The organism is Dellaglioa sp. L3N, assembly GCF_054941095.1.
In genome coordinates, this window is record NZ_CM142928.1 from 206,765 (window position 1) to 232,316 (window position 25,552).

Genomic DNA, 25,552 nt, shown 5'->3' on the forward strand with positions numbered 1-25,552 from the left:
TATATGAGGAGGAAATATGCCTAAGAAAACGTATTTTAATTTGGATGAAGATAAACAAAAACGAATATTGAATGCAGCGAAAGAAGAATTTTCAAGAGTGCCTTTAGCTGAAGCATCAATTAATAATATTATAAAAACGGCCGATATTCCGCGTGGTAGTTTTTATCAATACTTTGAAAATAAGGAAGATTTATATTTTTATTATTTTGATAGTATTAGACAGAACCAAACGAAGAAGTTTATGGATACTTTAGAGGCAAATCATGGCGATATCGTAAAGACGATGAAAGAATTCTTTTCCGAAATCATTGCGGATACTGTATCTGGTGAAAATGCGGCGTTTTTTAAAAATGTTTTTGTTCGGATGGATTTTAAAATGGCCCACCATATGCAACCGCATGGCGCCCGACCACATGCAGGAAGATTTCAACACCCTGAGTTTCATTTAGGGGATAAAGTTGACCTCTCATTGCTAAATATCTCTACAGATGAAGAATTGAAGTTATTAATGTTTTCTATGATGAGTCCGTTTATGAGAACAATTAATGATTACTTTTCAAAGCAAAAACAAGGCATCGAAATTCCAGTTGAGGAATTACAAAAAGAATATGAAACAATGGCTAACTGGGTAGCCATCGGCGTTTCGAAAAGAGAGGAACAAGAGTAAATGATAAAAGTAATGAAAAATCGCGTCAATCTTTGGGCAATCGGTGGTGCATTTGTCTTCATGATTGTCCAAGTTATCTGTGATTTATATTTACCAACATTGACGTCTGATATGATTAATAAAGGTGTCTCACAGGGGAACGTTTCTTACATTTGGCAAGTTGGTTATGTCATGTTAGGTGTGGCAGCTATCGGTATTGTTGCTGCAGTTGGAAATGTCTTCATCGCATCCCGATTGGCTCAAAAATTAGGTCGTAGTTTAAGAAGTAACATTTATAAAAAGGTCCTTAATTTTTCAAGTTATGAATTTGATCAAATTGGGAACTCGAGTTTAATTACAAGAACATCAACGGATGTTTTACAAATCCAAAATGTGACAGTAATGATGTTAAGAATGATGATTCAAGCACCTATTATGTTGATTGGCGCTAGTGTCTTGGCTTACAATAAACAAAAAGAATTAACCGTTATATTTCTAGTCGCTGTGCCCATTTTATTCATTTTGATTGCTGCAGTGATGACTTTTGCAGTGCCGTTATTCAAGACGTTACAAAAAAGAATTGATCACATTAACCTTGTTTTTCGTGAAGGATTAACCGGTGTCCGTGTGATTCGAGCATTCAATCAAGATGCCTATGAACAAAAACGATTTGACGGTGTAAATAAAGCCTATACAGATAACGCACGTAAAGTTTTCTCAATTACAGCTGTTATGTCACCAATGATGACTCTAGTTCTTAGTGCAACCAATATCGCAATTATTTGGTATGGTGGGCACTTAATCGGCGACATGTCGATGCAAGTTGGTAATTTAGTGGCATTCATGACGTATGCCATGCAAATTCTATCAAGTTTCATGATGTTATCAATGGTCTTCGTTATGTTGCCTCGTGCACAAGCCGCCGCAGCTCGTATTAACGAAGTTTTAGATAAAAATGATTCGATTGAAGATCGTCCTAATGCAATCACAGTTGATCGTCGTCAATTAGGCGCAAGTCAATTGTCATTTGATAAAGTTAATTTTCGTTATGCAGGGGCTGAAAAAGCAGCTTTAACTGATATCAACTTTGAAGCCAAAGCCGGCCAAACAATCGCTATTATAGGTGGGACTGGTTCTGGTAAATCGACATTAATTAATTTGATTCCACGTTTATTCGATGTTGAATCAGGTGATATTAAAATTGATGGGCAATCGATTTATGAGTTAACACAGGCAAGTTTGCATGATCAAATTTCACTTGTGCAACAAAAAACCGTTCTTTTTAAGGGCACAATTAGAAGTAATTTACAATTTGGTAATGAGACGGCAACAGATGAGCAAATGTGGCATGCACTTGAAATTGCACAAGCAAAATCATTTGTTGAAGAATCAGCAGATGGTTTAGATGGCATGGTTGAACAAGGTGGGGATAACTTCTCCGGTGGACAAAAACAGCGCCTTGCCATTGCTAGAGCGTTGGTTAAAAAAGCGTCCGTTTACTTGTTTGATGATTCATTCTCAGCACTTGATTTTAAAACGGATGCTAAGTTACGAGGCTCACTTAAAACGGACGAAAATGTTAAAGATAGTGTTGTTTTAATCGTTGCACAACGGATTTCTAGTGTGACGGGTGCTGATTTAATCTTAGTCATCGATGGTGGCAAAATTGTCGGTAAAGGAACGCATGAAGAATTGAAAGCAACAAATAAAACGTATCAAGAAATTATGCAATCACAAATTAGAGAGGGGGATGCAGAATAATGGCAGATAATAACAAACAATCTAGTCGTCCGGCAACACAACCATCACGAGGCGGCGGTCATCATGGTGGGCCTGGTGGTAATATCGGCCGTCCAGTTGAAAAGCCTAAAAACTTCTGGAAAACAATTGGCCGTTTAGCAAAATATATGTCACCTTGGTTATTTTTAATTGGGGTAGTGTTAGTTCTAGCGATTATTTCTGTTATCTTCCAAGCTGTTTCGCCTAAAATTTTAGGACGAGCAACAACAGAAATTTTCTCTGGTGTGACTAAAGGTTATGCACAAATTAAGCAGGGGCATAAAGTAACTTCATTGCCAATCGATTTTAATGCGATTAAGAACATCTTATTCACAGTTGGTATTATGTATATTGCTTCGGCTTTATTCAGTTTTATTCAACAACTGATTATGACTAATATCTCTCAAAAAACAGTGTACGCGCTCCGTAAAGATATTAAGGCTAAGATGGAACGTGTGCCAATTTCTTACTACGATACGCATCCTAATGGTGATATCATGTCACGTGCTGTGAATGATGTGGATAACATTTCGGGAACGCTGCAACAAAGTTTTACACAGTTGGTGACAAGTGTTGTGACTTTTGTCAGTGTCCTTTATATGATGTTCTCAATTAGTTGGCAATTAACGTTAATTGCCTTGATTATTGTGCCTTTGAGTTTGGGTGTTGTTTCATTAATTGCCCCTCGTTCACAAAAGTTCTTTGCGGGACAACAAAAAAGCTTAGGCCTTTTGAATAATCAAGTTGAAGAAACTTATGCAGGCCATACAGTTGTTAAAGCTTTCAATAAAGAAGAAAAAAATATTGATATTTTTGAAAAACAAAATAGTGACTATTATAAAGATTCGTGGAAAGCACAATTTATTTCCGGATTAATTATGCCAGCAATGAACTTTATTAAAAATATTGGTTACGTTTTTGTTGCAGTCATTGGTGGGATTAAAGTTTCACAAGGAACGATTACTTTAGGTAACGTTCAAGCTTTCTTGCAATATGTTAACCAATTCTCACAACCAATTACGCAAATAGCTAATTTATCTAATACAATTCAAGCAACCGTTGCTTCAGCAGAACGTATCTTTGAAGTCTTGGACGAAGAAGAATTGAAAGATGAAAGTAATCATGAGTTACCAATTCCTGATAATGGTAATAAAATTTCCTTTGACCATGTTCAATTTGGTTATTCAGATAAAAAATTGTTGATGACTGATTACAATTTGGATGTTAAAGAAGGACAGAAGGTTGCAATTGTTGGACCAACTGGTGCTGGTAAGACGACGATTATTAACTTAATTGAACGGTTCTATGATGTTTCGTCAGGATCAATTCGTCTTAATGGTGTCGATACTAAGAATTTGAAACGATCAGATTTACGTCAATCAATCTCAATGGTACTTCAAGATACTTGGTTATTTACCGGAACCATTATGGAAAATATCCAGTATGGTCGTGAAAATGCAACAGATGAAGACGTTTTTGCTGCAGCCAAAGCTGCCCATGTGGATACATTTGTACGCCAATTACCGGATGGTTATCAAACGGTCTTGAATGAAGATGCTTCGAATATTTCGCAAGGACAACGTCAATTATTGACAATCGCTCGCGCTTTCTTAGCTGATCCTGAGATTTTAATCTTAGATGAAGCAACGAGTTCTGTTGATACACGTACGGAAGTCTTGATTCAAAAAGCAATGGATACCTTATTAAATAATCGAACAAGCTTCATCGTTGCCCATCGTCTATCAACGATTCGTGACGCGGATAATATTATTGTGATGGATAATGGCTCTATTATTGAAACTGGAAATCACGATGCTTTGATTGCTAAAAATGGTTTCTACGCTGATTTGTATAATAGTCAATTTACAAATGGGGCTATTTAGATTAAAAAAAACGGATATGAATTTGACGTTAGTTAAATTCATGTTCGTTTTTTATTTTCAAATCATAGGTTCAAAAATAATTCATTTATATTGGCTTTTTAATCTAAGTATTACGCCATTGATAATTTAGCGTATAATAAAAAAGACTCTAAAACAGTAGATGATTATTTAGAAAATGAGGTTTAATCATAATGGAACAATCAAAAATTAGAAATTTTTCAATTATTGCCCATATTGATCATGGTAAATCGACTTTAGCTGATCGAATTATGGAAGAAACGCAAACAGTTAGTGAACGTGAAATGTCGAGCCAGTTATTGGATTCAATGGCTGTTGAACAAGAACATGGAATTACCGTTAAATCAAGAACAGTTCGCAGTTATTACACTGCAAACGATGGTGAAACGTACGAATATAACTTTATTGATACACCAGGACATGTGGATTTTTCATATGAGGTTTCAAAAAGTTTAGCTGCTAGTGATGGGGCTATTTTGTTAGTGGATGCGACTCAAGGTGTACAAGCACAAACGGTTGCGAATTACCGTTTAGCTAAAGAAAATAATTTAAAAATTATCCCTGTTATTAATAAAATTGATCATCCAAATGCAGATGTTGAAGAAACTAAAATTCAATTGATGGAATTAGCTGACGTAGATGAAGATGACATGTTATTAATCTCAGCTAAAACAGGGATGGGTGTTGATTTGGTTTTAGAAGCCATTAAAGACCGGATTCCTGAACCAGTTGGTGAGATTGAAGCACCACTTAAAGCACTAGTTTTTGATTCACATTTTGATGCATTTAAAGGAATTGTGGCTTATATTCGTGTCTTTGATGGTGAATTTAAAGCCAATGACTTACTCCGTTTTATGCAGCAAACAACTGACTTTCAAGTCGTTGAAGCAGGTATTTTTAAACCAGATATGGTTGCCGTCGATAGTTTACATGCTGGCGACGTTGGGTATGTAATTACGGGGTTAAAAGACCCTCAATTGGTTAAAATTGGGGATACGTTGACGTCTCAAAATAATCCGACACCCGAGTCACTCCCTGGTTATAAAGAATCAGAATCAATGGTTTTTGCCGGATTTTATCCGAAAGATAATAACTATAAAGAATTAAAATCAGCCATTCAAAAATTAGCATTAAACGATTCGTCTTTCCATTATAAGGAAGAAAAATCGGATGCTTTGGGTTTGGGATTTAGATGTGGATTTTTAGGGATGTTACATTTGAGTATTATCCGTGAACGACTTGAAAAGGAATATCAGTTAGGTGTTTTAACAACAACACCGAATGTTACTTACCATGTTATTTTGAAAAATGGGCAAGAAGTTATTGTTGATAATCCTGTTCAATTTCCTGATTTTTCTGAGATTGATCATGTTGAAGAACCTTTTTTAGATGTTCACATGACGGTTCCAGATGAACAAGTTGGTGATATCATGAAATTGGCTGAAAAACGTAAAGGTATTTTCCAAGATATGGCTTATAATTCTGGTCAAACTGAATTGAATTATGCGCTACCAACGTCTGAAATTGCCTACGATTTCTTCAATCAATTAAAATCATTATCACATGGTTATGCAACGATGGAGACGCAATTTAAAGGGTACCAAACGGCAGATGTTGTTAAAATGGATGTCTTAGTTAACTATGCAACAGTTGATGCACTAGGATTTGTTGTTCATAGACAAGACGCCGTTGAGATTGGTCAAAAATTAGTGGAACAATTAAAATATTCAATTCCACGTAAATTATTCCCAATGCCAGTTCAAGCAGTTATCGAAAATAAAGCCATTTCACGGGCAAATGTGCCACCTCTTCGTAAGAGCGCCACAACAAGTAGTGATAAAAAGAATGCGGCTAAACAAGATATGTTACGCCGTCAAAGTGCTAACAAACGTTTAGGATCTAAGGCTGAAATGGACTTGCCACAAGAAGTATTCAATGCAATATTAGAAGTTAATAATGATAATTAGTCTTTAGAAAGAAGGATCATAATGGGAGTTTTAGAAGTTCGCCAGCTTTCCCATCAATTTGCAGATAAACAATTATATGAAGATGCTCATTTTGAATTAAATGTGGAAGATCACATGGGTATTATTGGCCAAAATGGGGCCGGTAAAAGTACGCTAATCAAAATTATCACAGGGCAAGAATTACCTGATGAGGGTGAAATTAAATGGAAGAAAAGTGCCACAATTGGCTATTTAGATCAGTATGCTGAAGTCGCTGAAGGGATTACGGTCATTGAATTTTTGAAGACAGCATTTCAACGTTTATATGATATTAGTGAGAAGCAAACACAGGCTTATACTGATTATGCTGAAAATTTGGATGAGAAGTTACTGGAAAAAGCAGGTCGCTATCAAGAAGAGCTTGAAGCTAAGAACTTTTATGAGATTGATACGGAAATTGATCGTGTGCGAACTGGTTTAGGGTTAGATGCAATCGAAAAAGACCATCAAGTTAGTGAATTAAGTGGTGGACAGCGCTCAAAAATTATTTTGGCTAAGTTATTACTGGAAAATCCTGAAGTTATTTTATTGGATGAACCCACTAATTATTTGGATACAGAACATATCGATTGGTTGACGGAGTATTTGAATCAATTCGAGGGCTGTTTTATGGTTATTTCTCATGATTTTGAATTTTTACAAAATGTTACTAATACCATTATTGATGTCGCATTTGGTAAAATTACAAAATACCGTGGTAATTTTAAATCGGCCATTAAACAAAAAGAAGCTAAAAAAGAAGCCCAATTGAAGGCATTCCAGAAACAACGTCTTCAAATTGAAAAAGATGAAGCTTATATTCGCAAAAATAAAGCGGGAACGCGTGCCACGATGGCTAAATCTAGACAGAAACGATTAGATAAAATTGAACGGGTGACACCACCAAGTGATACCGTGAAAGGTAAATTTGATTTTCCTTATCTGGATACTGGTTCTGCATCGACGTTGGCTGTTAAAAATTTATCAGTTGGTTATAAGACGCCGTTACTATCACCAGTGACTTTCTCGTTATCACATCAAGAAAAAGTGGTTTTAAAAGGATTTAATGGTATTGGTAAATCAACCATGATTAAGTCAATTTTGAAATTAATCCCAACATTTGGTGGTACAGCAGAATTTTCTGATTCTGTTGTTGTGAATTATTTTGATCAAGATTTAATTTGGGATAATAAAGAAATGACACCATTACAAATTATTCAAGATGAATATCCTGATTTAGAGCCGAAAACGATTCGTCGTCGTTTAGCTAAATCAGGTATCAACGCTGCGAATACAATGAAACCCATTGGTATTTTGAGTGGTGGAGAACAAATGAAAGTGAAATTGAGCTTGGTTGAATTGAAACCAAGTAACTTCTTGATTTTGGATGAACCAACTAACCATTTGGATGATGACACGAAAGATGCGCTACAAAAGGCAGTTCGCCGATTCCCTGGGAATGTTTTATTGGTTAGTCATGAGGCACCGTTCTATGAATCTTGGATCGATAAAGTATTCGATGTTGAAGCAATTAGAATTCAAAAATAATGATGAATGGTTTTTATAATTTAAGCTGTGTTGTAACTATTCTTGGTGAAATCTGTTATTTGATAACAGATTTCTTTTTTTTGAGATTTATTATTTCATCTATCAGAAAATTGAAAGGAATCTACATAAGATGAAAATTGAAAGGTTAATAGGAATCGTATTATATTTACTAAATAGAGAAAAAACGACTGCTAGTGAGTTGGCAAGTCATTTTAATGTTTCACGAAGAACAATCGTTCGAGATATTGATACATTATCCTTATCAGGTATTCCAATTTATTCTGTGATAGGCTCTAAAGGAGGTTATTCAATCAATAAAAATTATAAAATCAATAATCGAATAATGAATCATGTCGATACTGATTATATTTTACTTGCATTGAATGGGTTGAAAGATATTTTGGGAGAAAAAGCGGTATCTAGTACATATGAAAAAATAAATTATATATACTCTACAGAAAAAGTGTCGAATTCTTCAATGAATATTGATTTTTCAGTTGTTAGCGAAAATGAACGTAATGTAGATAAGGTTGCCAAATTGAAACGAGCAATTGAAAATAATAAAGTTGTTTCTTTTCAATATAGTGATTCCAAAAATAAAAATCGAATAGTTACTGCTAACATGATTTATGTTTACTTTAAATGGTATTCTTGGTATGGATTAGGTTACGATACAGCAAAAAACGATTTTTTAATTTTTAAAGTTGAAAGAATGGCTAATTTTTCTACATTAGATGAAATATTTGTTAATGAATATGACGTTAAACAGATCATTGAGGAGAAAGAATTTGAACAAATAAAACAAAATTCAACAGTTATATTAAAGTATCCAAAGAGTTTAAATAATACTGTAGAAGAATATTTCAAAGGTAATATAACCAATGAAACAGAAGAATATTTTATCAGAGAAACCCAGGTTAAAATAAATGATTTTATGACGTTTTCAATTCTGTTAGGACTAAGTGATAAAATTGAAGTTTTAGCACCAGCAACATTAAAAAAGAAGATAAAAAAACATTTTTTATCTTCTTTAAAATTAACACAAAAAGAGTGACACATAGTTGTCACTCTTTTTGTGTTAAATTGAGATTATCAAATTGATAGGAGTAATAGTAATGAAAAAAATATATATTTATGTATTAGATACAATGGCTGAATGGGAAGTAGGAAATATTCTGCAAGCTTTTAGTATGGAAAGTTTGCTCAAAAAAGGAAATGTTAAATTTGAAGTGAAAACGGTAGGAATGAATAAAGAACCAGTTCGTACAATTGGTGGGCTAACAATTATACCTGACTGTACTTTAGGTGAAATAGATGAAGAAAATATGGCTGCAATTCTTTTACCGGGAGCGGACACTTGGAATATTAAAGGAAATGAAAAAATTTTAACTAAAATACCGTACTATTTAGAAAAAGAGATACTTGTCGGAGCAATCTGCGGCGCAACGTTAGCTTTAGCAGATTTAGGTATCTTCAATGAATACAAACACACAAGTAATTCTTTAATTTTCTTAAAGATGTTTTCAAATAATTACATAGGAGAAAATCTTTACCAAAATGTACCCACTTTTCGTGATAAAAATCTAATCACTGCCAATTCAGCTAGCGGCTTGTTATGGACCAAAGAAATATTAGTTTATTTAAATGTTTATTCAAAAGAAATGCTTAATTTATGGTATTTATATTTTTCTACAGGAGATTCACAATATTACATGAAATTATTAACATTATCATCAAAATAATTATTTTATTCAATATCATTTACGTATTGTGTGCAACAAAAAAAGCACCAACCTAAGTTGATGCTTCCTGATATGGTACTTACCGAAGTAAATAGATTGTATGAATTCCACAAAACAGTGACAATCAGACATACCTACAATGCGGTAGGTAAAAAATGCCCCATCTTCGAACTAATCACTAGCCGCCGCAGCGGAACAACCGAAGTTGTCTGATTTTACTCGACTCATCGCATAAATTAATCATAGCACAAAGTTGGCGCTTCGTATAGGGGTTATTTGCCCCAAAGATACTGAATGACTGCTTTATCCACTGTTGCGTTCCTATGAAGTTTACTATGTTGGGCATTTTTACCAGTAATCTTTAGTTCTTGATATGATTTTATTTGGCCTCTTAATAAATAATTCATTGAACGGGCCGAAACCGTGCTAACAGCTGAATCAGAATTGGAACCATCATCGAGATTACCATAAATGACAAAGACTTTCGTATTTGAGGGAAAGTTTTTTCGTTTATGATAGTAACTTTTGTAGGCGCTTGTTTTTAGGGCAGGTTCATTATTTTTCAAAAAATAATTCTGATTCGCTTTCTCTTCAATACCAATAACACCGTTAATTGGATCTGCAATTGGGATAAATTTATTTAACTTAGGAGAAGTTTTCGTTCTGACTGATTCAGCCCAATACATGGCGGATGATCCACCCATTGAATGCGTGACGAGGTTGATAGCTTTAATGTGATACGTTTTTTTCAAATGATCAGCAATTTTGCCAATCCATCTGCCTTCTTCAGGAATTTCCGCATCATTTCGAGTGAAAATGACTTGAATAATAGGATTCTTTTCAGATTGTCGCCATTTTCCTGTGTAAGTTATAGCGCCCGTTGAAGAGACGGTAGCCGTCAGTACTTTTTGGGCTTTACCTGATCTATTCGCCGCAGCTATCATATAATTACTTGAGTTGGCCGTACCGCCATAACCATGAATATATAAAGTAGGAATCTGCGTCACAGCTTTCTTTTTAGTTACTGGTACGGGTGTGTTTCTTGACGTGGATTTATTTGAACATAAAAATCCAGTACCCAAGCCAAGTATTAGTAAAATAGTGATTAATATGCTGTATTTTTTCATTAATTATTTTCCTTAATAGTAAGTTATTAATCTAATTATAAGGCAACGATTCTTGTCGTTCAAATTTACATAAAGTTATGGTAAGCTATATGCGAAGATGATAAGAAAGCGGAGGCTGAACAATATGTTTGCGGTAAAATCAACTAGAGATATAGATAGTCAAATTTATAAAGATGCGTTATCAATTAGAAAAACGGTTTTTGTTGAAGAACAGAAGGTACCAATGGCATTAGAGATAGAAAATGAAGCAGAAGCGATTCATTTTGTTGGGTATAAAGATGACAAGCCTGTTGTGACAGCTCGTGTCATTAGCGAGGATACTGAAACATGGCATGTTCAACGAGTTGCGACAATTAAATCAGCTCGGGGTCAACATTTAGCAACGGATACGCTCAAGTTTATCGAAGGATTCGCAACCGTCTATGACATTAAATATTTAACATTAGGCGCACAAGATCAAGCACAAGGCTTTTATGAAAAATTAGGGTATGTGGTTGAAGGCGAAGGATTTATGGATGCTGGAATTGCTCATCACACAATGATTAAAACAATCGAAGGGGTTTAAATGGCAAAAGAAACGGCATTTTCAAAGTTATTAACAGATGACCGGTACACATTTGCGAGTGAACTTGGCAATAAATATCATAAAGATGCCAGTCAAATTTTATTTATGTATTTAAAATTGATGGCCGAGGGAACACAAAATAAATCAAAATCATTGCAGAAAAGTTTGCCAGAAATCGATAAAAAGTTTCAAATATATTTAGAAAACTAGAGATGGAAGGTTTTTATAGTGAATAATAATCCATTAACGAATCTCATGAAACAGGATCGGTTAATTGTCGGAATCAGTGAAATCAGTAAAATGACTGGGGTTTCAACACGGCAATTACGGTATTGGGAGCAAAAAGGCTATATTGAAAGCATTTCAGATGGGCGTACAAAATCTCGAGAATATCGCTTAGATATGGTGATAAAAGTGAGCCTAATAAAATCAGAATTGGACGAGGGATATACGTTAGTTGCCGCTATTGAACATGTTAACGGCAAAATGGCTATTTTTAGACAATTTAAACATTTTGTCATTGATCGTATTTCAGATGTTGGTAAGCAGGGGAATAAAACTGTTTTTGATATGGGGTATTTTGATCAGACTGAAAAGCAGCGTTTATTCGCGGTTATTGATGAAGATGGCACACATTTTGAGCTGAGAGATGTGTAATAAAAAGAATTTTAAAATAAATAACAAAAAGCTTGCAACCGTTTACAAGTGTGCTATACTGAACTTGTAGCAAGGAAAGCTATCGAAATCCCTGAACAAAATAAAACTGAAGTCACTTTTTTAAATTCATTTAATGGTTTTAAAAAACGAAGTTAGTTGGACGGTGTTTAGTACTGAAGATAGTTGAAAAATGTAACACAAGTTATTGACATTGAGAGATGTCGGCAAGACGAATTAAAACGGTGCCGGTCTTGAGCATTAAAAAGCAAATCAGGACACATCGATAAGATGATGAATTAAATTTCCAATGTACGGCAAGTTAATGACGTTGAGAGACGTCGAGCAAGGCGAATTAAAACGGTGCCGGTCTTGAGCATTAAAAAGCAAATCAAGACACATCAATTAAGATGATGAATTAAATTTCCAATGTACGGCAAGTTAATGACGTTGAGAGACGTCGAGCAAGGCGAATTAAAACGGTGCCGGTCTTGAGCATTAAAAAGCAAATCAGGACACATCGATAAGATGATGAATCAAATTTCCAATGTATGGCAAGTTAATGACGTTGTCGAGCAAGGCAAATTAAAACGGTGCCGGTCTTGAGCATTAAAAAGCAAATCAAGATATCGAATTTTGATGATTCAAGTTTTAGTAGAACGAATAATCAATCAAGTTCACAGGTATTTGGTCTTGAAGAAACGTTTGAAATCGAATGGATAAATAAATCGCTCAGAGGGCGTCATTCGATGTTGTATGAGTCAATGCATGTAAAAGCGACTTCACAGAACTAGATAAGTATAAAGAATATAGAGGCGAAACATATTAACAATCAAGTAAAATCGACTCTCGGTAACACGGGTTTCGGCTTTCCTTCTACAAAAAGATAGGATTCGAGACATTTCTTAAAAAGAATGCTCGAATCCTATTTTAATTGGTTCTATTTTGGCTTTATGTCAAATAGTGTTGATGGAGGAAATGAATTCATTAAAAAATGGATCTAAAATGTTTTTGGGTTTACCCAAGTAACGCCAAGGTATAACTGGATTGGAAGCAAAATTGACATATCTGACGATAATGAGTTTAGTGTGAACGGCGTTGAATATGATGGTAATGATATTTATGTAAATGGTAAGGATTTTTATTAGATAGTGTAGTAAAAGAAGAGAAAATCTGTTATTTGATAACAGGTTTATTTTTTTGCGTAAATTTTAGAAGACATAGATATTTTTTAATGATTAGTTTGTTGTTAGTTATAGGATTGAATGGCTATTATTGTTAATTTAGATGAACCCTCTTTCTTTTGGGCTGGTTATTAAAAGGAAATAAAATTCTGTTTTTGTATATCTAAAAAGCTGTTGTTAGTGATAGAAAACCTACCAACAACAGTTGACGAAGAGCCAAAAAAGTCCTAATCACTAAGTAATCAGAACTTTCATAATATTATCTAACAACAGTTGACGAAGAGCCTACGATGGTTCTTTTCTAAAATTAATGATTTATTAGAAGCTCTAGATTTAATTAATTATCGACTACTAAAAGTTCAATATTTTTAAACTGCCATTGATTGTTTTAGAGTTTGTTCGAATTAAACTTGTAATTTGCCAATTATTAACTGTCATTATGTTTTTTACCATTCATAACATGCTTTGCATGTTGTAAAAGAGATGTCATTGTTTCAATAATATGTGGGTCGTCAATTTGATAAAATATTTGTTTCCCATCTCTTCGTTGACTTATTATTTGATGCTCTTTTAATAAACTCAATTGATGAGATAAATTAGTTTGCTCAATTCCAAGTATTTCCACTAATTCTGAAACATTATATTCATGCTGTTCTAGCAAATATATTAACTGTAATCGTATACGATGATTTAATAATTTAGTCAATGTTATTGCTTCTTTAAGTTCATTTTCTGGAATCTGTTCGTATGGTCTCATTACTTCCCCTTAAAGAAAATGTTGGATAGTACCATTCTCTAGTAAAATATATACTCCCAAGATAACATATACAACTAGTGTAATCAAATCACCATATTTTTTAAAAAAATCTCCAACTTTAGGTAAATCAGTTATTTTTTTGCTTAACACTGTAATTATACATAGAAACATAATAAATAAAAGTAATACAAGTGGAATTGTATCAGCTGTCAAGGTTGTAAAATAAGGTACATAGATGGCTAAATTATCTGGTCCACAGGTTGCGATTGTAATAAGGAAGACATTTAAAATTATGCCATATTTTGATATTTCTAATTTTTTTCGAACCGCATCGCCCTCTTCTTCATCATTGAAATACATTTTTATTCCCATAACGATTGGAATAATACCCAAGAAACCTAATATCCATTCATCTGGAATCATTTTTAACCAAAATGCAGCTATTAGACTAACAGCAATTAAAGTTCCAGATCCTAACAGTTCTCCAATGAATATTAGTTTTTCATCATGCTTATTTTTATATTTTGCAAATATGATAACTAGAATTAAGAGGTAATCCGTGTTTGTTGAAATAAATGCTAATATAGTTGAACTAATTAATTTTGACATTACATATTCTCCTTTTCATATGAAATTATATTCATGTGAATATATTAACACTTATAAATCTAATTACAATACCTACACACAAAGATATCGCATTAATACTTTAGCAATGTGTCTTACAACAAAGTTTTTCATTAGATAAATTTACAATTGAAGTGCAACACCTAGTTAAAATAAAAAAAAACTCACAAGTCATTTTCTATCGTAAAATGAAGCTACTGAGACAGCCAAATACGAAAGGAAAAAACTTATGAATTACTATCATAGTTTTACCGAAAATGAACGAAAAAAACTACTACTAGGTGTTCATTAGAATCTATCGATTTGGTCGATTGTTAAAGTATTGTATCGCTCACCGTCATCTATTAGTCACGAATTACACCGTAATCAGCTAGTTTATTCAGCCGTAGATGCTTAAGTAGCCTAAGAATTACGTCGAAAAAATCTAAAAGAATATTAATTTTAAAAAATGAAGAATTACTCGTAAGTTAAGACATCGTGGAAAAACAAGACATTCAGCAGTTCGTATTGAAACACGTAGAAAAATAAAGATGTCTAATTCAATTCATGATAGACCTGGAGTTGCTAATAATCGTTGTCGAATTGGTGATTGGGAAGCTGATGTATTCATTGGGAAAACAGGCCACTCAGTTATTGTTACTTTAGTTGATACTTATTAACGGCTAAAGTACCCAAAAAGACATCAATGAAAGTGATCTCAATGATGATTCAATTGTTATCAAAAATACCTAGTAATCGCATTTTTAACAGTTACACCGGACAGAGTAAAAAAGATCACAAAACATGCGATGTTAACTGATACACTAAACGATCCCATTTATTTTCCTAACGCACATGCTCATTGGCAATGAGACATAAACGGAAATACTAATGGTTAATATGAGAATATTTACCTAAAAGAATAGATATTGATAACTATACTCAAGGTGATATCCTAAAATTCACAGCTATCTTAAATAACAGACTTCGAAAAGTTTTGAGTTGGAAGACGTCTCCTGAATTATTTTACAATAAAGTATTGCACTTGACTTGACAATTTGCCCTTTTTAAAAGAATTGACCAATACCATAATGAATCATCATAGTTAGAAGCCCAATAATAATATTTCGAATAATAGCAATTTTAATCTTTCCGTCACCTAATTTGGAACTAATATACGCAGTTAATGCAACGGAAACTGAGACAGCAATGATGGTTCCGATCATTTTAAAATTTTCAGGTAACATAACCATAGCTAGTAATGGGAAAATACCACCAAGAGATGCAGAAAAAAGTGAAGTAAAAGCTGCATCCCAAGGATTCATATAATGATTTAATTTCAAACCATACTTAACGTTGATAATCGTTTCTAGAGGTTTCTTTTCCATTAGTTCGGTCGCGATTTCTAAAGATGTTGCTTCAGAAACACCTCTTTCTGTATAGAAAGCTTGAACCTCTTTAATTTGTGATGGACGATCTGTATCTAAACGACGTTGTTCTAGTGATACTGCTGCTTTTTCAGTATCACTTTGTGAGCTAACAGAAGAATATTCACCTGCAGCCATGGAAAATGCACAGGCGACTAAATCACTTAAACCGGCAATAAAAATAATAAAATTATTGGTTGTTGCAGCGGCAACACTGAATAGAACACCAACGACAGTTAAAATACCATCATTTGAACCTAGAATACCGGCACGAAGTGAGTTTAATTTTTCTTCCATTGTTTTATATTTCTTTATTTTAGATGTCAAAGTACTGAATCTCCTTTCGTAATTAAGCGAATAACGTTCCGATATAATAAGTTACTAACATTGTTAAAACTCCAGAAATAATATTTCGAACCATAGCTTTACTTCGATTAGCACTACCTAAAGTTGCAGCACTATAACCTGTAATAGCTAACGCAATAATAACAGCAATAAAGGTAGCGATAATTTTGTATTTAGGTGAAAATAAGGTAATTGCAAGTAAGGGTAGTAATGATCCAATTGGGAAAGAAATTAATGAAGCAAATGCAGCAGCGTAAGGACTTGTATAAGTATCCGGATTAAATCCATATTTTTCTCGGACAACTGTTTTTAATGGATTAGATGCTAACATTTCATCAGTAGCCTTAGTTGCTAACTTTGAAGAGATACCGGTTGTAAGATATTTTTTATAAACAAATTGATATTCAGCATCATAATTATGTTTGATATTGAATTGAGAATTTGCTGTAGCGACCTCTTGAGCATCTTTTTGAGTACTAACGGAGACGTATTCGCCCATAGCCATGGAAATTGTTCCGGCCAACATTCCAGCGATACCTGAAATGAAAATTGAAAAATTATCGCTTGTAGCTCCAGCGACACCGATAACAATTCCGGCGACGGAAAGAATTCCATCATTAGCTCCCATTACGGCAGCTCGTAAAATATTTATTTGTTGTGCTAAGGATATTTTCTTAGACATTTTAGCCTCTCCTTTGTTATAATGATTCTAAATATATAATCATTATAATGTTAATCAAACCCAAAAGTCCACTATTTTTTTAATTTATGGCAAATTACAAGTTTAATTCGAACAAACTCTAAAATAATCAATGGCAGTTTGAAAATATCGAACTTTTAGTGGTCGATGATTAATTAAATCTAGAGCTTCTAACTAAATCATCGTTTGTAATTTGACTGAAATTAGTCTTTTTAAGAAAGAACCATCGTAACCTGCGGTTAAAATATTCGTTACTGCCACGTTCCCATGGTGAATAAGGATGACAAAAATAAACGTCAATTTTATGTTTTTTCAAGAGCTCGATATTTTGATAATTCTTTACCATGATCGATTGTAATTGACTTTACTTGTGAACCGAAGGTTTTCATAAAACTCTTAAAGGCATTATTTAAAGCTAAAGCAGTTGATTTGGGACTTTAGGTGACCACAATAACCGTGATTGACGTTCAACAAAGGTCACCAAGTGGGCTTTAAGATTAACCACAACTTGAAAGAACGATACCTATTCTCTAATGGCCAAATTCCGAACGGTTATTAATGCCAATTGGACGTTCCTTAACTTATTTACCTGGAACAAAGGTGCTACGGGATTTGTTAGAACGTTTCTGATAAATATTGCGGTTGGGTAAATCGATTAAATTAAAATTAAGTTAACCATTATAAGGACAATGATAGATTGAAGTGGTAACTAAGTTAAATGTATTAGCAATTATTTCAGGAGACAAAATTAAGCGTAAATGATTTTCAATTAAAGTTCGTAGTTTAGTTGTCAAAATTGTATGGCATCTTTGTAATCGCTTTTTGGTATCTGCATCAGATTGTGCCAGCATAGGGTCATAGGGTGTAATACGCTGTAATTTATAATGAATCGTAGATTTAGCGAACGCCTAAGGCGTTCGCTATGACTTGATAGGTTTTGCCTTCAGAAACAAGCTGGCCTAGTTGTCCACGTTGAAATTGTGTTAAAGTAGAAGTGCTCAAAGTAATCTTTCCTTTTTTGGTTGGATTAAGTTACTATCATTTTACGAGATTACTTAGAGTTTTTTTGTTTCTGTTCGAATTAATTTTAGAACTTACCTTATGAGATAATAAAAAAGAATAATTAACTAGAAAGAGAAGGTTACCGAATTGACGGAAAAAAATGTAGAAAAAGCGTTAGGAATATTAGTGGAACGTGGTGTTCGAATTACGCCACAAAGAAAAATTATCCTTGAATACTTAGTTACGCAACATAATCATCCATCTGTTGAACAAATTTTTAATGGGATTAAAGATGATAGCGTCGGAATTGGAATCGCAACTGTTTATAATACGTTGCAGGTATTAGTGGCACATAAATTAGTGATTGAATTATCCAACAGTGATGATGGTAAAATGCATTACGATTACTTCGGTGAACCACACTATCATGCTATTTGTTTGAATTGTGGAAAAATAACGGATATCTTTACAGAAATGACTTTTCCAAAAGTTGAATTAGAAGCTGCACAAAAAAGTGGTTATATAATTGAAAGTACGCATGTAGAAACCTATGGTTATTGTTCAGAATGCCAAGTTGAATTAGGACTAGTAAAATAAGTACAAAGAAAGGACCCTATGAATCTACAATCAATTTTAAAAGAAAAACTTGATTACGATGATTCTCTGGGTCTACAATATCTGTTGTTGGGTAATAGAATTTAGTCTATTACTGACAATGGATTTTTTGGCTCTATGTCAAATAGTGTTGATGAAGCAAAAAAAATGATAAAACTAAAGCTGAAGAATCTTACGATTCTTTGGTTTTTTTATGCCGTTATGAAGATTCTGTTTCTGAATGAATTGAAGGCTCTGTAACCGAAGGATACACGTTTAATAACCTTGATTTTATTATTTATGCCCTCAAGTGTTGCGTTGGAATATGAATGAGAAATGGCATTTAGTATATGTTCTTTGTGTTTTATTATTAATTGAACTGAAATCTTAAAAAGATCATTAGGCGTTCCTTTTTCTTCTAGTTCCTCAAGAAAGTGAAGGAAATCTTCTATCTTTTTGTATTTAAATGATACGAATATGATCCTATGATGTATTTACGGACATTTTTCTTTCGTTCTGCATAATAATCTATGGAGGTACTTTTATGACAAAATATTATGATCAAGACTTTAAAAATTCTATTGTTAAAATGTTAAATGATGCGGCAATCCTAAGGATTTAGCTGAAGAATATGGACCTCATTATCAAACTATCCTTGATTGGGTTAAAAAATCTAAAAAAAGTCATTCACCAGAAGGTGAACAGGAAAATGATATTTTAAAATCAGTCACGATAATTTTTGCCAAATATTAAAAACTCGAAAACGTAGTGGAATGCGCAAAGTTATCAATTTCAATCTACACAGAGATTATCGTATTTCCATGATTTTACGGGTAATTAAGGTCCCTCGTTCAACTTATTATGATTGGTTAAAGTGGCTGCCAAGTAAACAAGAAGAACAACATGAATATTTACGAAAATTAGTCGTTAAAACTTGGAACGATACCTTTAGAACTTATGTCTATCCTTGAATCACGGCCGTGATTCAAGGAACTGGACTAACAACATCGAGTCGGTTAGTTTGGAAATTAATGCATGAAAGTGGGATTAAACTTTGTACGGTTAATCGATACCATAAGCCAATAACTCAAACAGAATACAGTCAAAGAGTTAATTTATCACAGTTAAACAATGATGGTAGTATTCTATATACTGATATAAATTATATTCAAATAATTAACAAAAATTGGGTTTATTTAGCGAGTGTCTTCGATGTTAAAACAAGGAAAGTAATTGCCTACAATATTGATAAGTATATGACCGACTAAACCTGTTGTTAAAGCCCTAAGGGCTTTAACAAACGTTGGAATGATTCGTAGTGATATGGGAAGCCAATATAAAAGTCAGTTGTTTGAATCATGTCTGAAATCAAACGGGATTGAACCTTCATATTCATTAAAAGGACATCCATATGATAATTCATATATTGAAGGATTCCATTCACTTTTTAAAAGAAAATGGATTTACCAACAAAAATTCAAATCAATTGAACCAATTAAGTTATAAACAAATATTTTCAAAAGTTAGTTAAATTTCAACAATATTTTTGTCCGGATATTTGACATAGGAGCAAGGCATCAGATGGATAAGCTAATAATCGATTCATTAAGTCTTGTTCAGTAAAAAGTCCTTTAAATGGCAAGTTCTAAAATTAATTAATCACAGACTATTAAAAGTTCAATATTTTCAAACTGCTATTGATTGTTTTAGAGTTCGTTCAAATTAAACTTGTAATTTGACTCATCATAAAAAAAGTTTCGCCAAAGCTAAAAAATATCTTTTTTTTTCTTAGTGCATTGTGTATACTAGACAATGTACTAAGAAAGAGAAGGTGGTAATATGAATAAACCAGAAAAAAAGGGCTTAATATATCAAGCAAATGGTGCTTCCTTAGAAGAAATTAATGGTACAGTGGAAGTTCCAAAAACAGGAAGCTTTTGGAAAAAACTATGGGCCTTTAGTGGTCCAGGTGCATTAGTAGCTGTAGGATATATGGATCCAGGTAATTGGATCACATCAATTGTTGGTGGGGCACAATATCGTTACTTACTATTATCTGTTGTTTTAATTTCGAGTTTAATAGCTATGTTGATGCAGTATATGTCTAGTAAACTGGGAATTGTAGCACAGTTAGATTTAGCACAAGCAATTAGGGCTAAAACAAATAAACCCCTAGGTATTATACTTTGGATTATGACAGAATTAGCTATTATGGCAACCGATATTGCTGAAGTTATTGGTGGCGCTATTGCTTTAGAATTATTATTCGGGATACCATTAACAGTAGGTGTTATGCTTACCGTATTAGATGTATTAGTATTATTATTATTAACAAAATTAGGTTTCCGTAAAATTGAGGCTATTGTTGTTGTTCTTATTTTTTCTATTTTTGCAATTTTTATTTACTTAGTTGTCCTTTCAAAACCTCAAATTGGACCAATGTTAAACGGGTTGATTCCTCATTCAGAAATCATGCATAAGGATCAACTAGTTTTAGCATTAGGAATTGTAGGAGCAACTGTTATGCCCCATAATTTATACTTACATTCATCAATTTCACAAACACGTAAGGTTGATCATAATGATGAAGAAGCAGTTGCTGAAGCAGTTCGTTTTTCAACATGGGATTCAAATATCCAATTAGGATTCGCTTGGATTATTAATTCTTTACTTTTAATTTTAGGAGCAGCGTTATTCTTTGGTCATGGTGAACAATTAGCAGCATTTAGTGATCTTTATAATGCACTAAAAGATAATAGTATTGCAGGTGCAATTGCTAGTCCGATATTGAGTACGTTATTTGCCGTAGCATTACTTGCTTCCGGACAAAATGCAACAATTACTGGAACATTAACCGGTCAGATTATTATGGAAGGTTTTATCCATTTAAGTATGCCTTTATGGGCTAGACGATTAGTTACACGCTTAATCGCTATTATTCCAGTTATGATTGCCGCATTTGTTTGGGGTGGAACTGAAGGTGCACTTGATAACTTACTTGTTTATTCACAAGTATTTCTGAGTGTCGCTTTACCATTTACAATGATTCCATTAATTATGTTTACGGGCAGTAAAAAAATGATGGGTGAAAGATTTGTAAATGCATTATGGGTAACTATACTTGGTTGGATCTGTGCGATTGTTTTAACTTTATTAAATATTCAATTAATTATTACTACAGTTCAAGACTTTATGACAATGTTTTAAAATATAAAGGTTAGGGAGGTTATTTAAAAATGACAGAATCAGACGATATAAAATTAGCAAATATTTTAGTGGGTGTTGATGATTCGGATGATGCTCAATTGGCATTTAAGACGGCTATTCATCGTGCTAAAGAGGAAGATGCAAAGCTTACTATTGTATCGATACTAGAAAGTGATGAGGTTAATGTGTTTCAAGCACTTACTAAGGATTACGTTCATGGAGAACGTAAAGAATTAGAAACACATTTACTTGAATATAAAGAAATTGCTGAAAATGAAGGTGTTAAAGATGTGATGGTTGTTATTGGTGAAGGAGAACCTGGCGAGACAATTGTTCATGAAATTATCCCTGCAGTACGTGCTGATTTATTAATTATCGGCTCATTAGCAAAAAAAGGTGTAAGTAAGTATTTTGGAAGCCAAGCAGCCTATATGGCAAAACATGCTCCTATTTCTGTTTACGTAGTACGTTAATTGAATGAGAAATAGGACTGGTATAATATATCATAGGAGCATACTTTGTAAGATAATATATAGCAAATTACAAGTTTAATTCGAACAAACTCTAAAACAATCAATGGCAGTTTGAAAATATTGAACTTTTAGTGGTTGATGATTAATTAAATCTAGAGCCTCTAATAAATCATTATTTGTAATTTGATTTAAATTAGTCTTTTTAGGAAAGAACTATCGCAGGATCTTCGTCAACTGTGGTTAGATAATATTATGAAAGAGGCTGTGACATAAGTCACTAAATTAAAAGACTCTATGTCAAATAGTGTTAATGAAACAAAAAAATGATAAAACTAAAGCTGAAGAATCTTACGATTCTTTGGTTTTTTTATGCCGTTATGAAGATTCTATAACCGAAGGATACGCGTTTAATAACCTTGATTGTATTATTTATGTCGTCACGACAGTGACTTATCATCAAAGAAAAATCAAAAAGGTTGATGCTACTCTCACTTATATGCTGAAATGCTGTGAGAGATGTGGCGTTATCAATACTAATTTCACAGTTGTCAAAAACGGAACGAAAACTTCCATGATCCTTTTACTACGAACAAGCCATTTTGACACCTATCTTAAATTAAAGAAACAACGTTTCTACTGTAAAGCTTGTCAAGAAACGTTTACGACAACGACATCTATCATTAAACCTAGGTGTCATCTTTCTATCGTTATTAAGTGTTTAACGCTTCTTTACCTATCAGATATTTCTTCCATAAAGACCATTTCAAAACGTATCGGTATTTCTATTTCAACAACACTTCGTGTTTTAAATACGCTTGAAAATCAACATCAGACAAGACTGAATGTACTTGCCTGAAGTACTCTGTTTTGATGAAGTCCGTCTCACAAGTAACGTTTTAGGTGGTTTAAGTTTCATATATTTAGATGAAAAAAGTGGGAAAACCCTTGATATCTTACCAGATCGTAGGCAAATGACCTTAAAATCACATTTTCTCCATTATCCTAAAGAAGTCAGAGCAGTATATTGTGATTGATATGAACGCCTCTAAACAGTTACCTCGTAAAAAAGATGCGCTAGTATTAAAGCGTTATTGGAAAAAATTTAACAAGTATTCCGATAAACCCGATTATAAAAATTACCAACATTTTTCTTTATTTAAAGGAATTTTTACTGAACAAAACTTAATGGACCGATTGTTAGCCTATTCACCTGAGCTTTCTGATGCCTATGATATTTATCAAGCTATTATTCGTATCATTAAATACAAAAAGACAGAAGAATTTCTGTCCTTTCTTGAGAAACTAAAAGAAAAAGGTACTCCGAATGATTTTTTTTAAAACTTCAGTTCAATCAATAATCAAACACAAGGAACATATACTAAATGCCATTTCTCATTCATATTCCAACGCAACACTTGAGGGCATAAATAATAAAATCAAGGTTATTAAACGTGTATCCTTCGGTTACAGAGCCTTCAATTCATTCAGAAACAGAATCTTCATAACGGCATAAAAAAAACCAAAGAATCGTAAGATTCTTCAGCTTTAGTTTTATCATTTTTTGCTTCGTCAACACTATTTGACATAGAGCCTGATAACTACAGTCAAAGTGATATTCAAGAATTTATATTTAGCTTAAATAACAGACCTCGAAAAGTTTTGGGTTGGAAAATACCTTATGAATTATTTTGAAAGTATTTGAATGAAAATAAATTTTCCAGCATGAGGTGTTAATTGAATTTCTCTATGATCATCTACATTGGTTAAAATGATTTGACCATCAAATGGTAATTTATTGATAATAATCCATTGAGAATGAATTGGAATATTAATTAATTCAATATATTGTAATAATTCTAAATCTTCTGTGAAACTATCAATTTCAATTGTATTTCCAATAGAGGAGTCGAAAATCGTTTTGAGAGATACTGGAGCGTAGTTATAGTCTGCATCAGGGATTAATAGGCCATGAGGACAATGTGTTGGATAATCTAAAAATATTTCTAGTGCATTAATCATTTTTTCATCTGCATCATGGTCTAAATTATCTGCATTCATATGTGTTTCTGAAATAGATAAATGTAATTTATTTGATAAAAATATCTCAAATAAGCGATGAGAGCGAATTAATTTAATTGCCGTTTTTTTACCCTTTTCAGTTAATGTTACACCATAATAAGGTTGTAAAATAATCGTTCCTTGTTCTTGTAACTTCGATAACATATCAGAAACGGAAGAGGGAGAAACGTTTAAATGATCAGCAATTTGTTTATTTGATATTTTATCGTTACCACTACTCAGCTCGAGAATTGTTTGTAAATATAAGTTTTTGGATATAGATTCAGTCAATTTATAATCTCCATTTGTATTATTATCTATACTTTAATTATAACATATAAAAAGATAGATTATAATGATACCAAAGGAAAAACAGCTAATAAATAATATAAAAGATACCCAAGGATATAAACATTCCAAAAATTGAAGAAGTGGAATTATTACCTAATCTGTTTTTATCGATAAAGTATTCTGATGCGGCTGTTAAATTCGTAAGAAGTCAACTTAACTTGGATGAAATGAATTCATTAAAAAATGGATCTAAAAATGTTTTTGGGTTTACCCAAGTAACGCCAGGGTATAGCTGGATTGGAAGCAAAATTGACATATCTGACGATAATAAGTTTAGTGTGAACGGCGTTGAATATGATGGTAATGATATTTATGTAAATGGTAAGGATTTTTATTAGATAGCGTAGTAAAAGAAGAAAAAATCTGTTATTTGATAACAGGTTTATTTTTTTGCGTAAATTTTAGAAGCCATAGGTATTTTTTAATGATTTGTCTTAGTGCGACAGTTATTTTTGATAATTGTTTGTTTAATTTTTACTTCAATTCTGTGGAATCCCTTCACGATTAGTACTATTTTCTTTTTTGTACCAATGGCATTAGTGACAAATATTTGGCAGCTTGGCGGATTGCGATTTTTAATTGGATTGGCTAATGCTGCAATGTTTCCAGCTGTCCAAACATTGATAGCTAAGAATACACCTAGTGAATTGACTGGAAGGGTCTTTAGTTATAATCAATCCTTTCAATCGCTTGGTTCCGTAGTAGGACCAATGATAGGATCAACTATATCTGGTATTTTTGATTATGGTGGTGTTTTCATTTCAACAGTCATTCTGGTTACCATTAATCTCTTATGGGTTATTCACGTAACAAAGGGAATGTACTCCAAAATTTTACGTTTAGGTGTTTTAAAATGAAAAATTAGGCGTTCCTAAAAAATAAGTTACAATTCGACCGTCGT

Annotated in this window: 27 protein-coding genes and 3 pseudogenes; 22 read left to right on the top strand and 8 right to left on the bottom strand. The window is 33.0% G+C overall.

What is annotated here, in order from left to right; translation table 11 throughout:
- Nucleotides 1–16: 16 nt before the first annotated feature.
- The 7 genes from ACVPPR_RS00970 to ACVPPR_RS01000 all read left to right on the top strand — a co-directional run bounded on the left by ACVPPR_RS00970 (nt 17) and on the right by ACVPPR_RS01000 (nt 9,601).
- The gene (locus ACVPPR_RS00970; protein ID WP_462297882.1) at nt 17–667 is read left to right on the top strand and encodes a TetR/AcrR family transcriptional regulator; all 651 of its coding nucleotides are present in this window, start codon (nt 17–19) and stop codon (nt 665–667) included.
- Nucleotides 668–2,407 carry an ABC transporter ATP-binding protein gene (locus ACVPPR_RS00975; RefSeq protein ID WP_462304383.1) on the top strand — a complete coding sequence of 580 codons (1,740 nt, stop codon included), beginning with the start codon at nt 668–670 and terminating at the stop codon, nt 2,405–2,407.
- Entirely contained in the window at nt 2,407–4,308 is a 1,902-nt protein-coding gene (locus ACVPPR_RS00980) for an ABC transporter ATP-binding protein (protein WP_462304384.1), read from the top strand. Before ACVPPR_RS00975 ends, ACVPPR_RS00980 begins: the two co-directional genes overlap by 1 nt.
- 191 nt (nt 4,309–4,499) lie before the next feature.
- A complete protein-coding gene (gene lepA / locus ACVPPR_RS00985) occupies nt 4,500–6,293 on the top strand; it encodes a translation elongation factor 4 (protein ID WP_462304385.1) in 1,794 nt (597 codons plus the stop codon).
- A 21-nt stretch (nt 6,294–6,314) separates the two neighbouring features.
- Nucleotides 6,315–7,859, top strand: a complete 1,545-nt coding sequence (locus ACVPPR_RS00990) for an ABC-F family ATP-binding cassette domain-containing protein (RefSeq protein ID WP_462304386.1) — start codon at nt 6,315–6,317, stop codon at nt 7,857–7,859.
- A gap of 130 nt (nt 7,860–7,989) precedes the next feature.
- Nucleotides 7,990–8,913, top strand: coding sequence for a helix-turn-helix transcriptional regulator (locus tag ACVPPR_RS00995; RefSeq protein ID WP_462304387.1), 924 nt, complete (start codon nt 7,990–7,992; stop codon nt 8,911–8,913).
- 61 nt (nt 8,914–8,974) lie between these two features.
- Nucleotides 8,975–9,601 carry a DJ-1/PfpI family protein gene (locus tag ACVPPR_RS01000; protein ID WP_462304388.1) on the top strand — a complete coding sequence of 209 codons (627 nt, stop codon included), beginning with the start codon at nt 8,975–8,977 and terminating at the stop codon, nt 9,599–9,601.
- A gap of 272 nt (nt 9,602–9,873) precedes the next feature.
- Here the strand turns inward: ACVPPR_RS01000 and ACVPPR_RS01005 are convergent, their stop codons facing one another.
- Entirely contained in the window at nt 9,874–10,728 is an 855-nt protein-coding gene (locus ACVPPR_RS01005) for an alpha/beta hydrolase (protein WP_462304389.1), read from the bottom strand.
- Between the two features lie 124 nt (nt 10,729–10,852).
- Between ACVPPR_RS01005 and ACVPPR_RS01010 the strand changes: the two genes are divergently transcribed.
- The 3 genes from ACVPPR_RS01010 to ACVPPR_RS01020 are packed head-to-tail and all read left to right on the top strand — an operon-like array spanning nt 10,853 to nt 11,950.
- Entirely contained in the window at nt 10,853–11,293 is a 441-nt protein-coding gene (locus tag ACVPPR_RS01010; protein ID WP_462304390.1) for a GNAT family N-acetyltransferase, read from the top strand.
- Nucleotides 11,294–11,503, top strand: a complete 210-nt coding sequence (locus ACVPPR_RS01015) for a hypothetical protein (RefSeq protein WP_462298092.1) — start codon at nt 11,294–11,296, stop codon at nt 11,501–11,503.
- 18 nt (nt 11,504–11,521) lie between these two features.
- Entirely contained in the window at nt 11,522–11,950 is a 429-nt protein-coding gene (locus ACVPPR_RS01020) for a MerR family transcriptional regulator (protein ID WP_462298093.1), read from the top strand.
- A gap of 1,608 nt (nt 11,951–13,558) precedes the next feature.
- Here ACVPPR_RS01020 and ACVPPR_RS01025 read toward each other — a convergent pair.
- On the bottom strand, nt 13,559–13,888 hold the full coding sequence (locus ACVPPR_RS01025) for an ArsR/SmtB family transcription factor (RefSeq protein ID WP_462298096.1): 330 nt from the start codon (nt 13,886–13,888) through the stop codon (nt 13,559–13,561).
- Nucleotides 13,889–13,897: 9 nt separating this feature from the next.
- Nucleotides 13,898–14,497 (bottom strand): cadmium resistance transporter, encoded by a 600-nt coding sequence (locus tag ACVPPR_RS01030; protein WP_462298097.1) that lies wholly within the window; start codon nt 14,495–14,497, stop codon nt 13,898–13,900.
- A gap of 548 nt (nt 14,498–15,045) precedes the next feature.
- On the opposite strand from ACVPPR_RS01030, the gene ACVPPR_RS01035 reads away from it, so the two are divergent.
- The gene (locus ACVPPR_RS01035) at nt 15,046–15,174 is read left to right on the top strand and encodes a hypothetical protein (protein ID WP_462304391.1); all 129 of its coding nucleotides are present in this window, start codon (nt 15,046–15,048) and stop codon (nt 15,172–15,174) included.
- A 387-nt stretch (nt 15,175–15,561) separates the two neighbouring features.
- Here the strand turns inward: ACVPPR_RS01035 and ACVPPR_RS01040 are convergent, their stop codons facing one another.
- The 3 genes and pseudogenes from ACVPPR_RS01040 to ACVPPR_RS01050 all read right to left on the bottom strand — a co-directional run bounded on the left by ACVPPR_RS01040 (nt 15,562) and on the right by ACVPPR_RS01050 (nt 17,968).
- Nucleotides 15,562–16,218, bottom strand: a complete 657-nt coding sequence (locus ACVPPR_RS01040) for a VIT1/CCC1 transporter family protein (RefSeq protein WP_462298371.1) — start codon at nt 16,216–16,218, stop codon at nt 15,562–15,564.
- 52 nt (nt 16,219–16,270) lie between these two features.
- Nucleotides 16,271–16,948, bottom strand: a complete 678-nt coding sequence (locus ACVPPR_RS01045) for a VIT1/CCC1 transporter family protein (RefSeq protein WP_462304392.1) — start codon at nt 16,946–16,948, stop codon at nt 16,271–16,273.
- A 102-nt stretch (nt 16,949–17,050) separates the two neighbouring features.
- A pseudogene (locus ACVPPR_RS01050) lies at nt 17,051–17,968 on the bottom strand (IS30 family transposase).
- A gap of 147 nt (nt 17,969–18,115) precedes the next feature.
- On the opposite strand from ACVPPR_RS01050, the gene ACVPPR_RS01055 reads away from it, so the two are divergent.
- A complete protein-coding gene (locus ACVPPR_RS01055; protein ID WP_462304393.1) occupies nt 18,116–18,565 on the top strand; it encodes a Fur family transcriptional regulator in 450 nt (149 codons plus the stop codon).
- 218 nt (nt 18,566–18,783) lie between these two features.
- Here ACVPPR_RS01055 and ACVPPR_RS01060 read toward each other — a convergent pair.
- Nucleotides 18,784–19,056: pseudogene (locus ACVPPR_RS01060) on the bottom strand (transposase); the annotation flags it as partial.
- Nucleotides 19,057–19,383: 327 nt separating this feature from the next.
- Between ACVPPR_RS01060 and ACVPPR_RS01065 the strand changes: the two are divergent.
- The 8 genes and pseudogenes from ACVPPR_RS01065 to ACVPPR_RS01100 all read left to right on the top strand — a co-directional run.
- Nucleotides 19,384–19,533, top strand: a complete 150-nt coding sequence (locus tag ACVPPR_RS01065) for a hypothetical protein (protein WP_462298101.1) — start codon at nt 19,384–19,386, stop codon at nt 19,531–19,533.
- A 9-nt stretch (nt 19,534–19,542) separates the two neighbouring features.
- On the top strand, nt 19,543–19,830 hold the full coding sequence (locus ACVPPR_RS01070) for a hypothetical protein (RefSeq protein WP_462304394.1): 288 nt from the start codon (nt 19,543–19,545) through the stop codon (nt 19,828–19,830).
- Nucleotides 19,831–19,870: 40 nt separating this feature from the next.
- Nucleotides 19,871–20,068 carry an integrase core domain-containing protein gene (locus tag ACVPPR_RS01075; RefSeq protein WP_462304395.1) on the top strand — a complete coding sequence of 66 codons (198 nt, stop codon included), beginning with the start codon at nt 19,871–19,873 and terminating at the stop codon, nt 20,066–20,068.
- Between the two features lie 333 nt (nt 20,069–20,401).
- The gene (locus ACVPPR_RS01080; protein WP_462304396.1) at nt 20,402–21,769 is read left to right on the top strand and encodes an Nramp family divalent metal transporter; all 1,368 of its coding nucleotides are present in this window, start codon (nt 20,402–20,404) and stop codon (nt 21,767–21,769) included.
- A 29-nt stretch (nt 21,770–21,798) separates the two neighbouring features.
- Nucleotides 21,799–22,242, top strand: coding sequence for a universal stress protein (locus ACVPPR_RS01085; RefSeq protein WP_462298106.1), 444 nt, complete (start codon nt 21,799–21,801; stop codon nt 22,240–22,242).
- 496 nt (nt 22,243–22,738) lie between these two features.
- Nucleotides 22,739–23,098: a transposase family protein gene (locus tag ACVPPR_RS01090; RefSeq protein ID WP_462304780.1), complete on the top strand. Its 360-nt coding sequence runs from the start codon at nt 22,739–22,741 to the stop codon at nt 23,096–23,098.
- Nucleotides 23,099–23,268: 170 nt separating this feature from the next.
- Nucleotides 23,269–23,580: a hypothetical protein gene (locus ACVPPR_RS01095; protein ID WP_462304397.1), complete on the top strand. Its 312-nt coding sequence runs from the start codon at nt 23,269–23,271 to the stop codon at nt 23,578–23,580.
- Nucleotides 23,567–23,746, top strand: a pseudogene (locus ACVPPR_RS01100) (transposase); the annotation flags it as partial. The gene ACVPPR_RS01095 and the pseudogene ACVPPR_RS01100, both read left to right, overlap by 14 nt.
- 179 nt (nt 23,747–23,925) lie before the next feature.
- On the opposite strand, the gene ACVPPR_RS01105 reads toward ACVPPR_RS01100, so the two are convergent.
- Complete coding sequence (locus ACVPPR_RS01105) at nt 23,926–24,591, bottom strand: metal-dependent transcriptional regulator (protein WP_462298112.1); 666 nt, start codon at nt 24,589–24,591, stop codon at nt 23,926–23,928.
- A gap of 218 nt (nt 24,592–24,809) precedes the next feature.
- Between ACVPPR_RS01105 and ACVPPR_RS01110 the strand changes: the two genes are divergently transcribed.
- Nucleotides 24,810–24,989: a hypothetical protein gene (locus tag ACVPPR_RS01110; protein WP_462304398.1), complete on the top strand. Its 180-nt coding sequence runs from the start codon at nt 24,810–24,812 to the stop codon at nt 24,987–24,989.
- Nucleotides 24,990–25,088: 99 nt separating this feature from the next.
- Entirely contained in the window at nt 25,089–25,508 is a 420-nt protein-coding gene (locus ACVPPR_RS01115) for an MFS transporter (protein WP_462304399.1), read from the top strand.
- Nucleotides 25,509–25,552: the final 44 nt, after the last annotated feature.

Bases quoted from the DNA above. Each gene is read 5' to 3' on its own strand.
- lepA (WP_462304385.1), top strand. From the start codon at position 4,500: ATGGAACAATCAAAAATTAGAAATTTTTCAATTATTGCCCATATTGAT.
- ACVPPR_RS00995 (WP_462304387.1), top strand. From the start codon at position 7,990: ATGAAAATTGAAAGGTTAATAGGAATCGTATTATATTTACTAAATAGA.
- ACVPPR_RS01040 (WP_462298371.1), bottom strand. From the start codon at position 16,218: ATGGAAGAAAAATTAAACTCACTTCGTGCCGGTATTCTAGGTTCAAAT.
- ACVPPR_RS01025 (WP_462298096.1), bottom strand. From the start codon at position 13,888: ATGAGACCATACGAACAGATTCCAGAAAATGAACTTAAAGAAGCAATA.
- ACVPPR_RS01010 (WP_462304390.1), top strand. From the start codon at position 10,853: ATGTTTGCGGTAAAATCAACTAGAGATATAGATAGTCAAATTTATAAA.
- ACVPPR_RS01065 (WP_462298101.1), top strand. From the start codon at position 19,384: ATGATTTTACGGGTAATTAAGGTCCCTCGTTCAACTTATTATGATTGG.
- ACVPPR_RS00970 (WP_462297882.1), top strand. From the start codon at position 17: ATGCCTAAGAAAACGTATTTTAATTTGGATGAAGATAAACAAAAACGA.
- ACVPPR_RS01090 (WP_462304780.1), top strand. From the start codon at position 22,739: ATGCTGAAATGCTGTGAGAGATGTGGCGTTATCAATACTAATTTCACA.
- ACVPPR_RS01030 (WP_462298097.1), bottom strand. From the start codon at position 14,497: ATGTCAAAATTAATTAGTTCAACTATATTAGCATTTATTTCAACAAAC.
- ACVPPR_RS00975 (WP_462304383.1), top strand. From the start codon at position 668: ATGATAAAAGTAATGAAAAATCGCGTCAATCTTTGGGCAATCGGTGGT.
- ACVPPR_RS01085 (WP_462298106.1), top strand. From the start codon at position 21,799: ATGACAGAATCAGACGATATAAAATTAGCAAATATTTTAGTGGGTGTT.
- ACVPPR_RS01015 (WP_462298092.1), top strand. From the start codon at position 11,294: ATGGCAAAAGAAACGGCATTTTCAAAGTTATTAACAGATGACCGGTAC.
- ACVPPR_RS00980 (WP_462304384.1), top strand. From the start codon at position 2,407: ATGGCAGATAATAACAAACAATCTAGTCGTCCGGCAACACAACCATCA.
- ACVPPR_RS01075 (WP_462304395.1), top strand. From the start codon at position 19,871: ATGATTCGTAGTGATATGGGAAGCCAATATAAAAGTCAGTTGTTTGAA.
- ACVPPR_RS01080 (WP_462304396.1), top strand. From the start codon at position 20,402: ATGAATAAACCAGAAAAAAAGGGCTTAATATATCAAGCAAATGGTGCT.
- ACVPPR_RS00990 (WP_462304386.1), top strand. From the start codon at position 6,315: ATGGGAGTTTTAGAAGTTCGCCAGCTTTCCCATCAATTTGCAGATAAA.
- ACVPPR_RS01000 (WP_462304388.1), top strand. From the start codon at position 8,975: ATGAAAAAAATATATATTTATGTATTAGATACAATGGCTGAATGGGAA.
- ACVPPR_RS01005 (WP_462304389.1), bottom strand. From the start codon at position 10,728: ATGAAAAAATACAGCATATTAATCACTATTTTACTAATACTTGGCTTG.
- ACVPPR_RS01035 (WP_462304391.1), top strand. From the start codon at position 15,046: ATGTCTAATTCAATTCATGATAGACCTGGAGTTGCTAATAATCGTTGT.
- ACVPPR_RS01045 (WP_462304392.1), bottom strand. From the start codon at position 16,948: ATGTCTAAGAAAATATCCTTAGCACAACAAATAAATATTTTACGAGCT.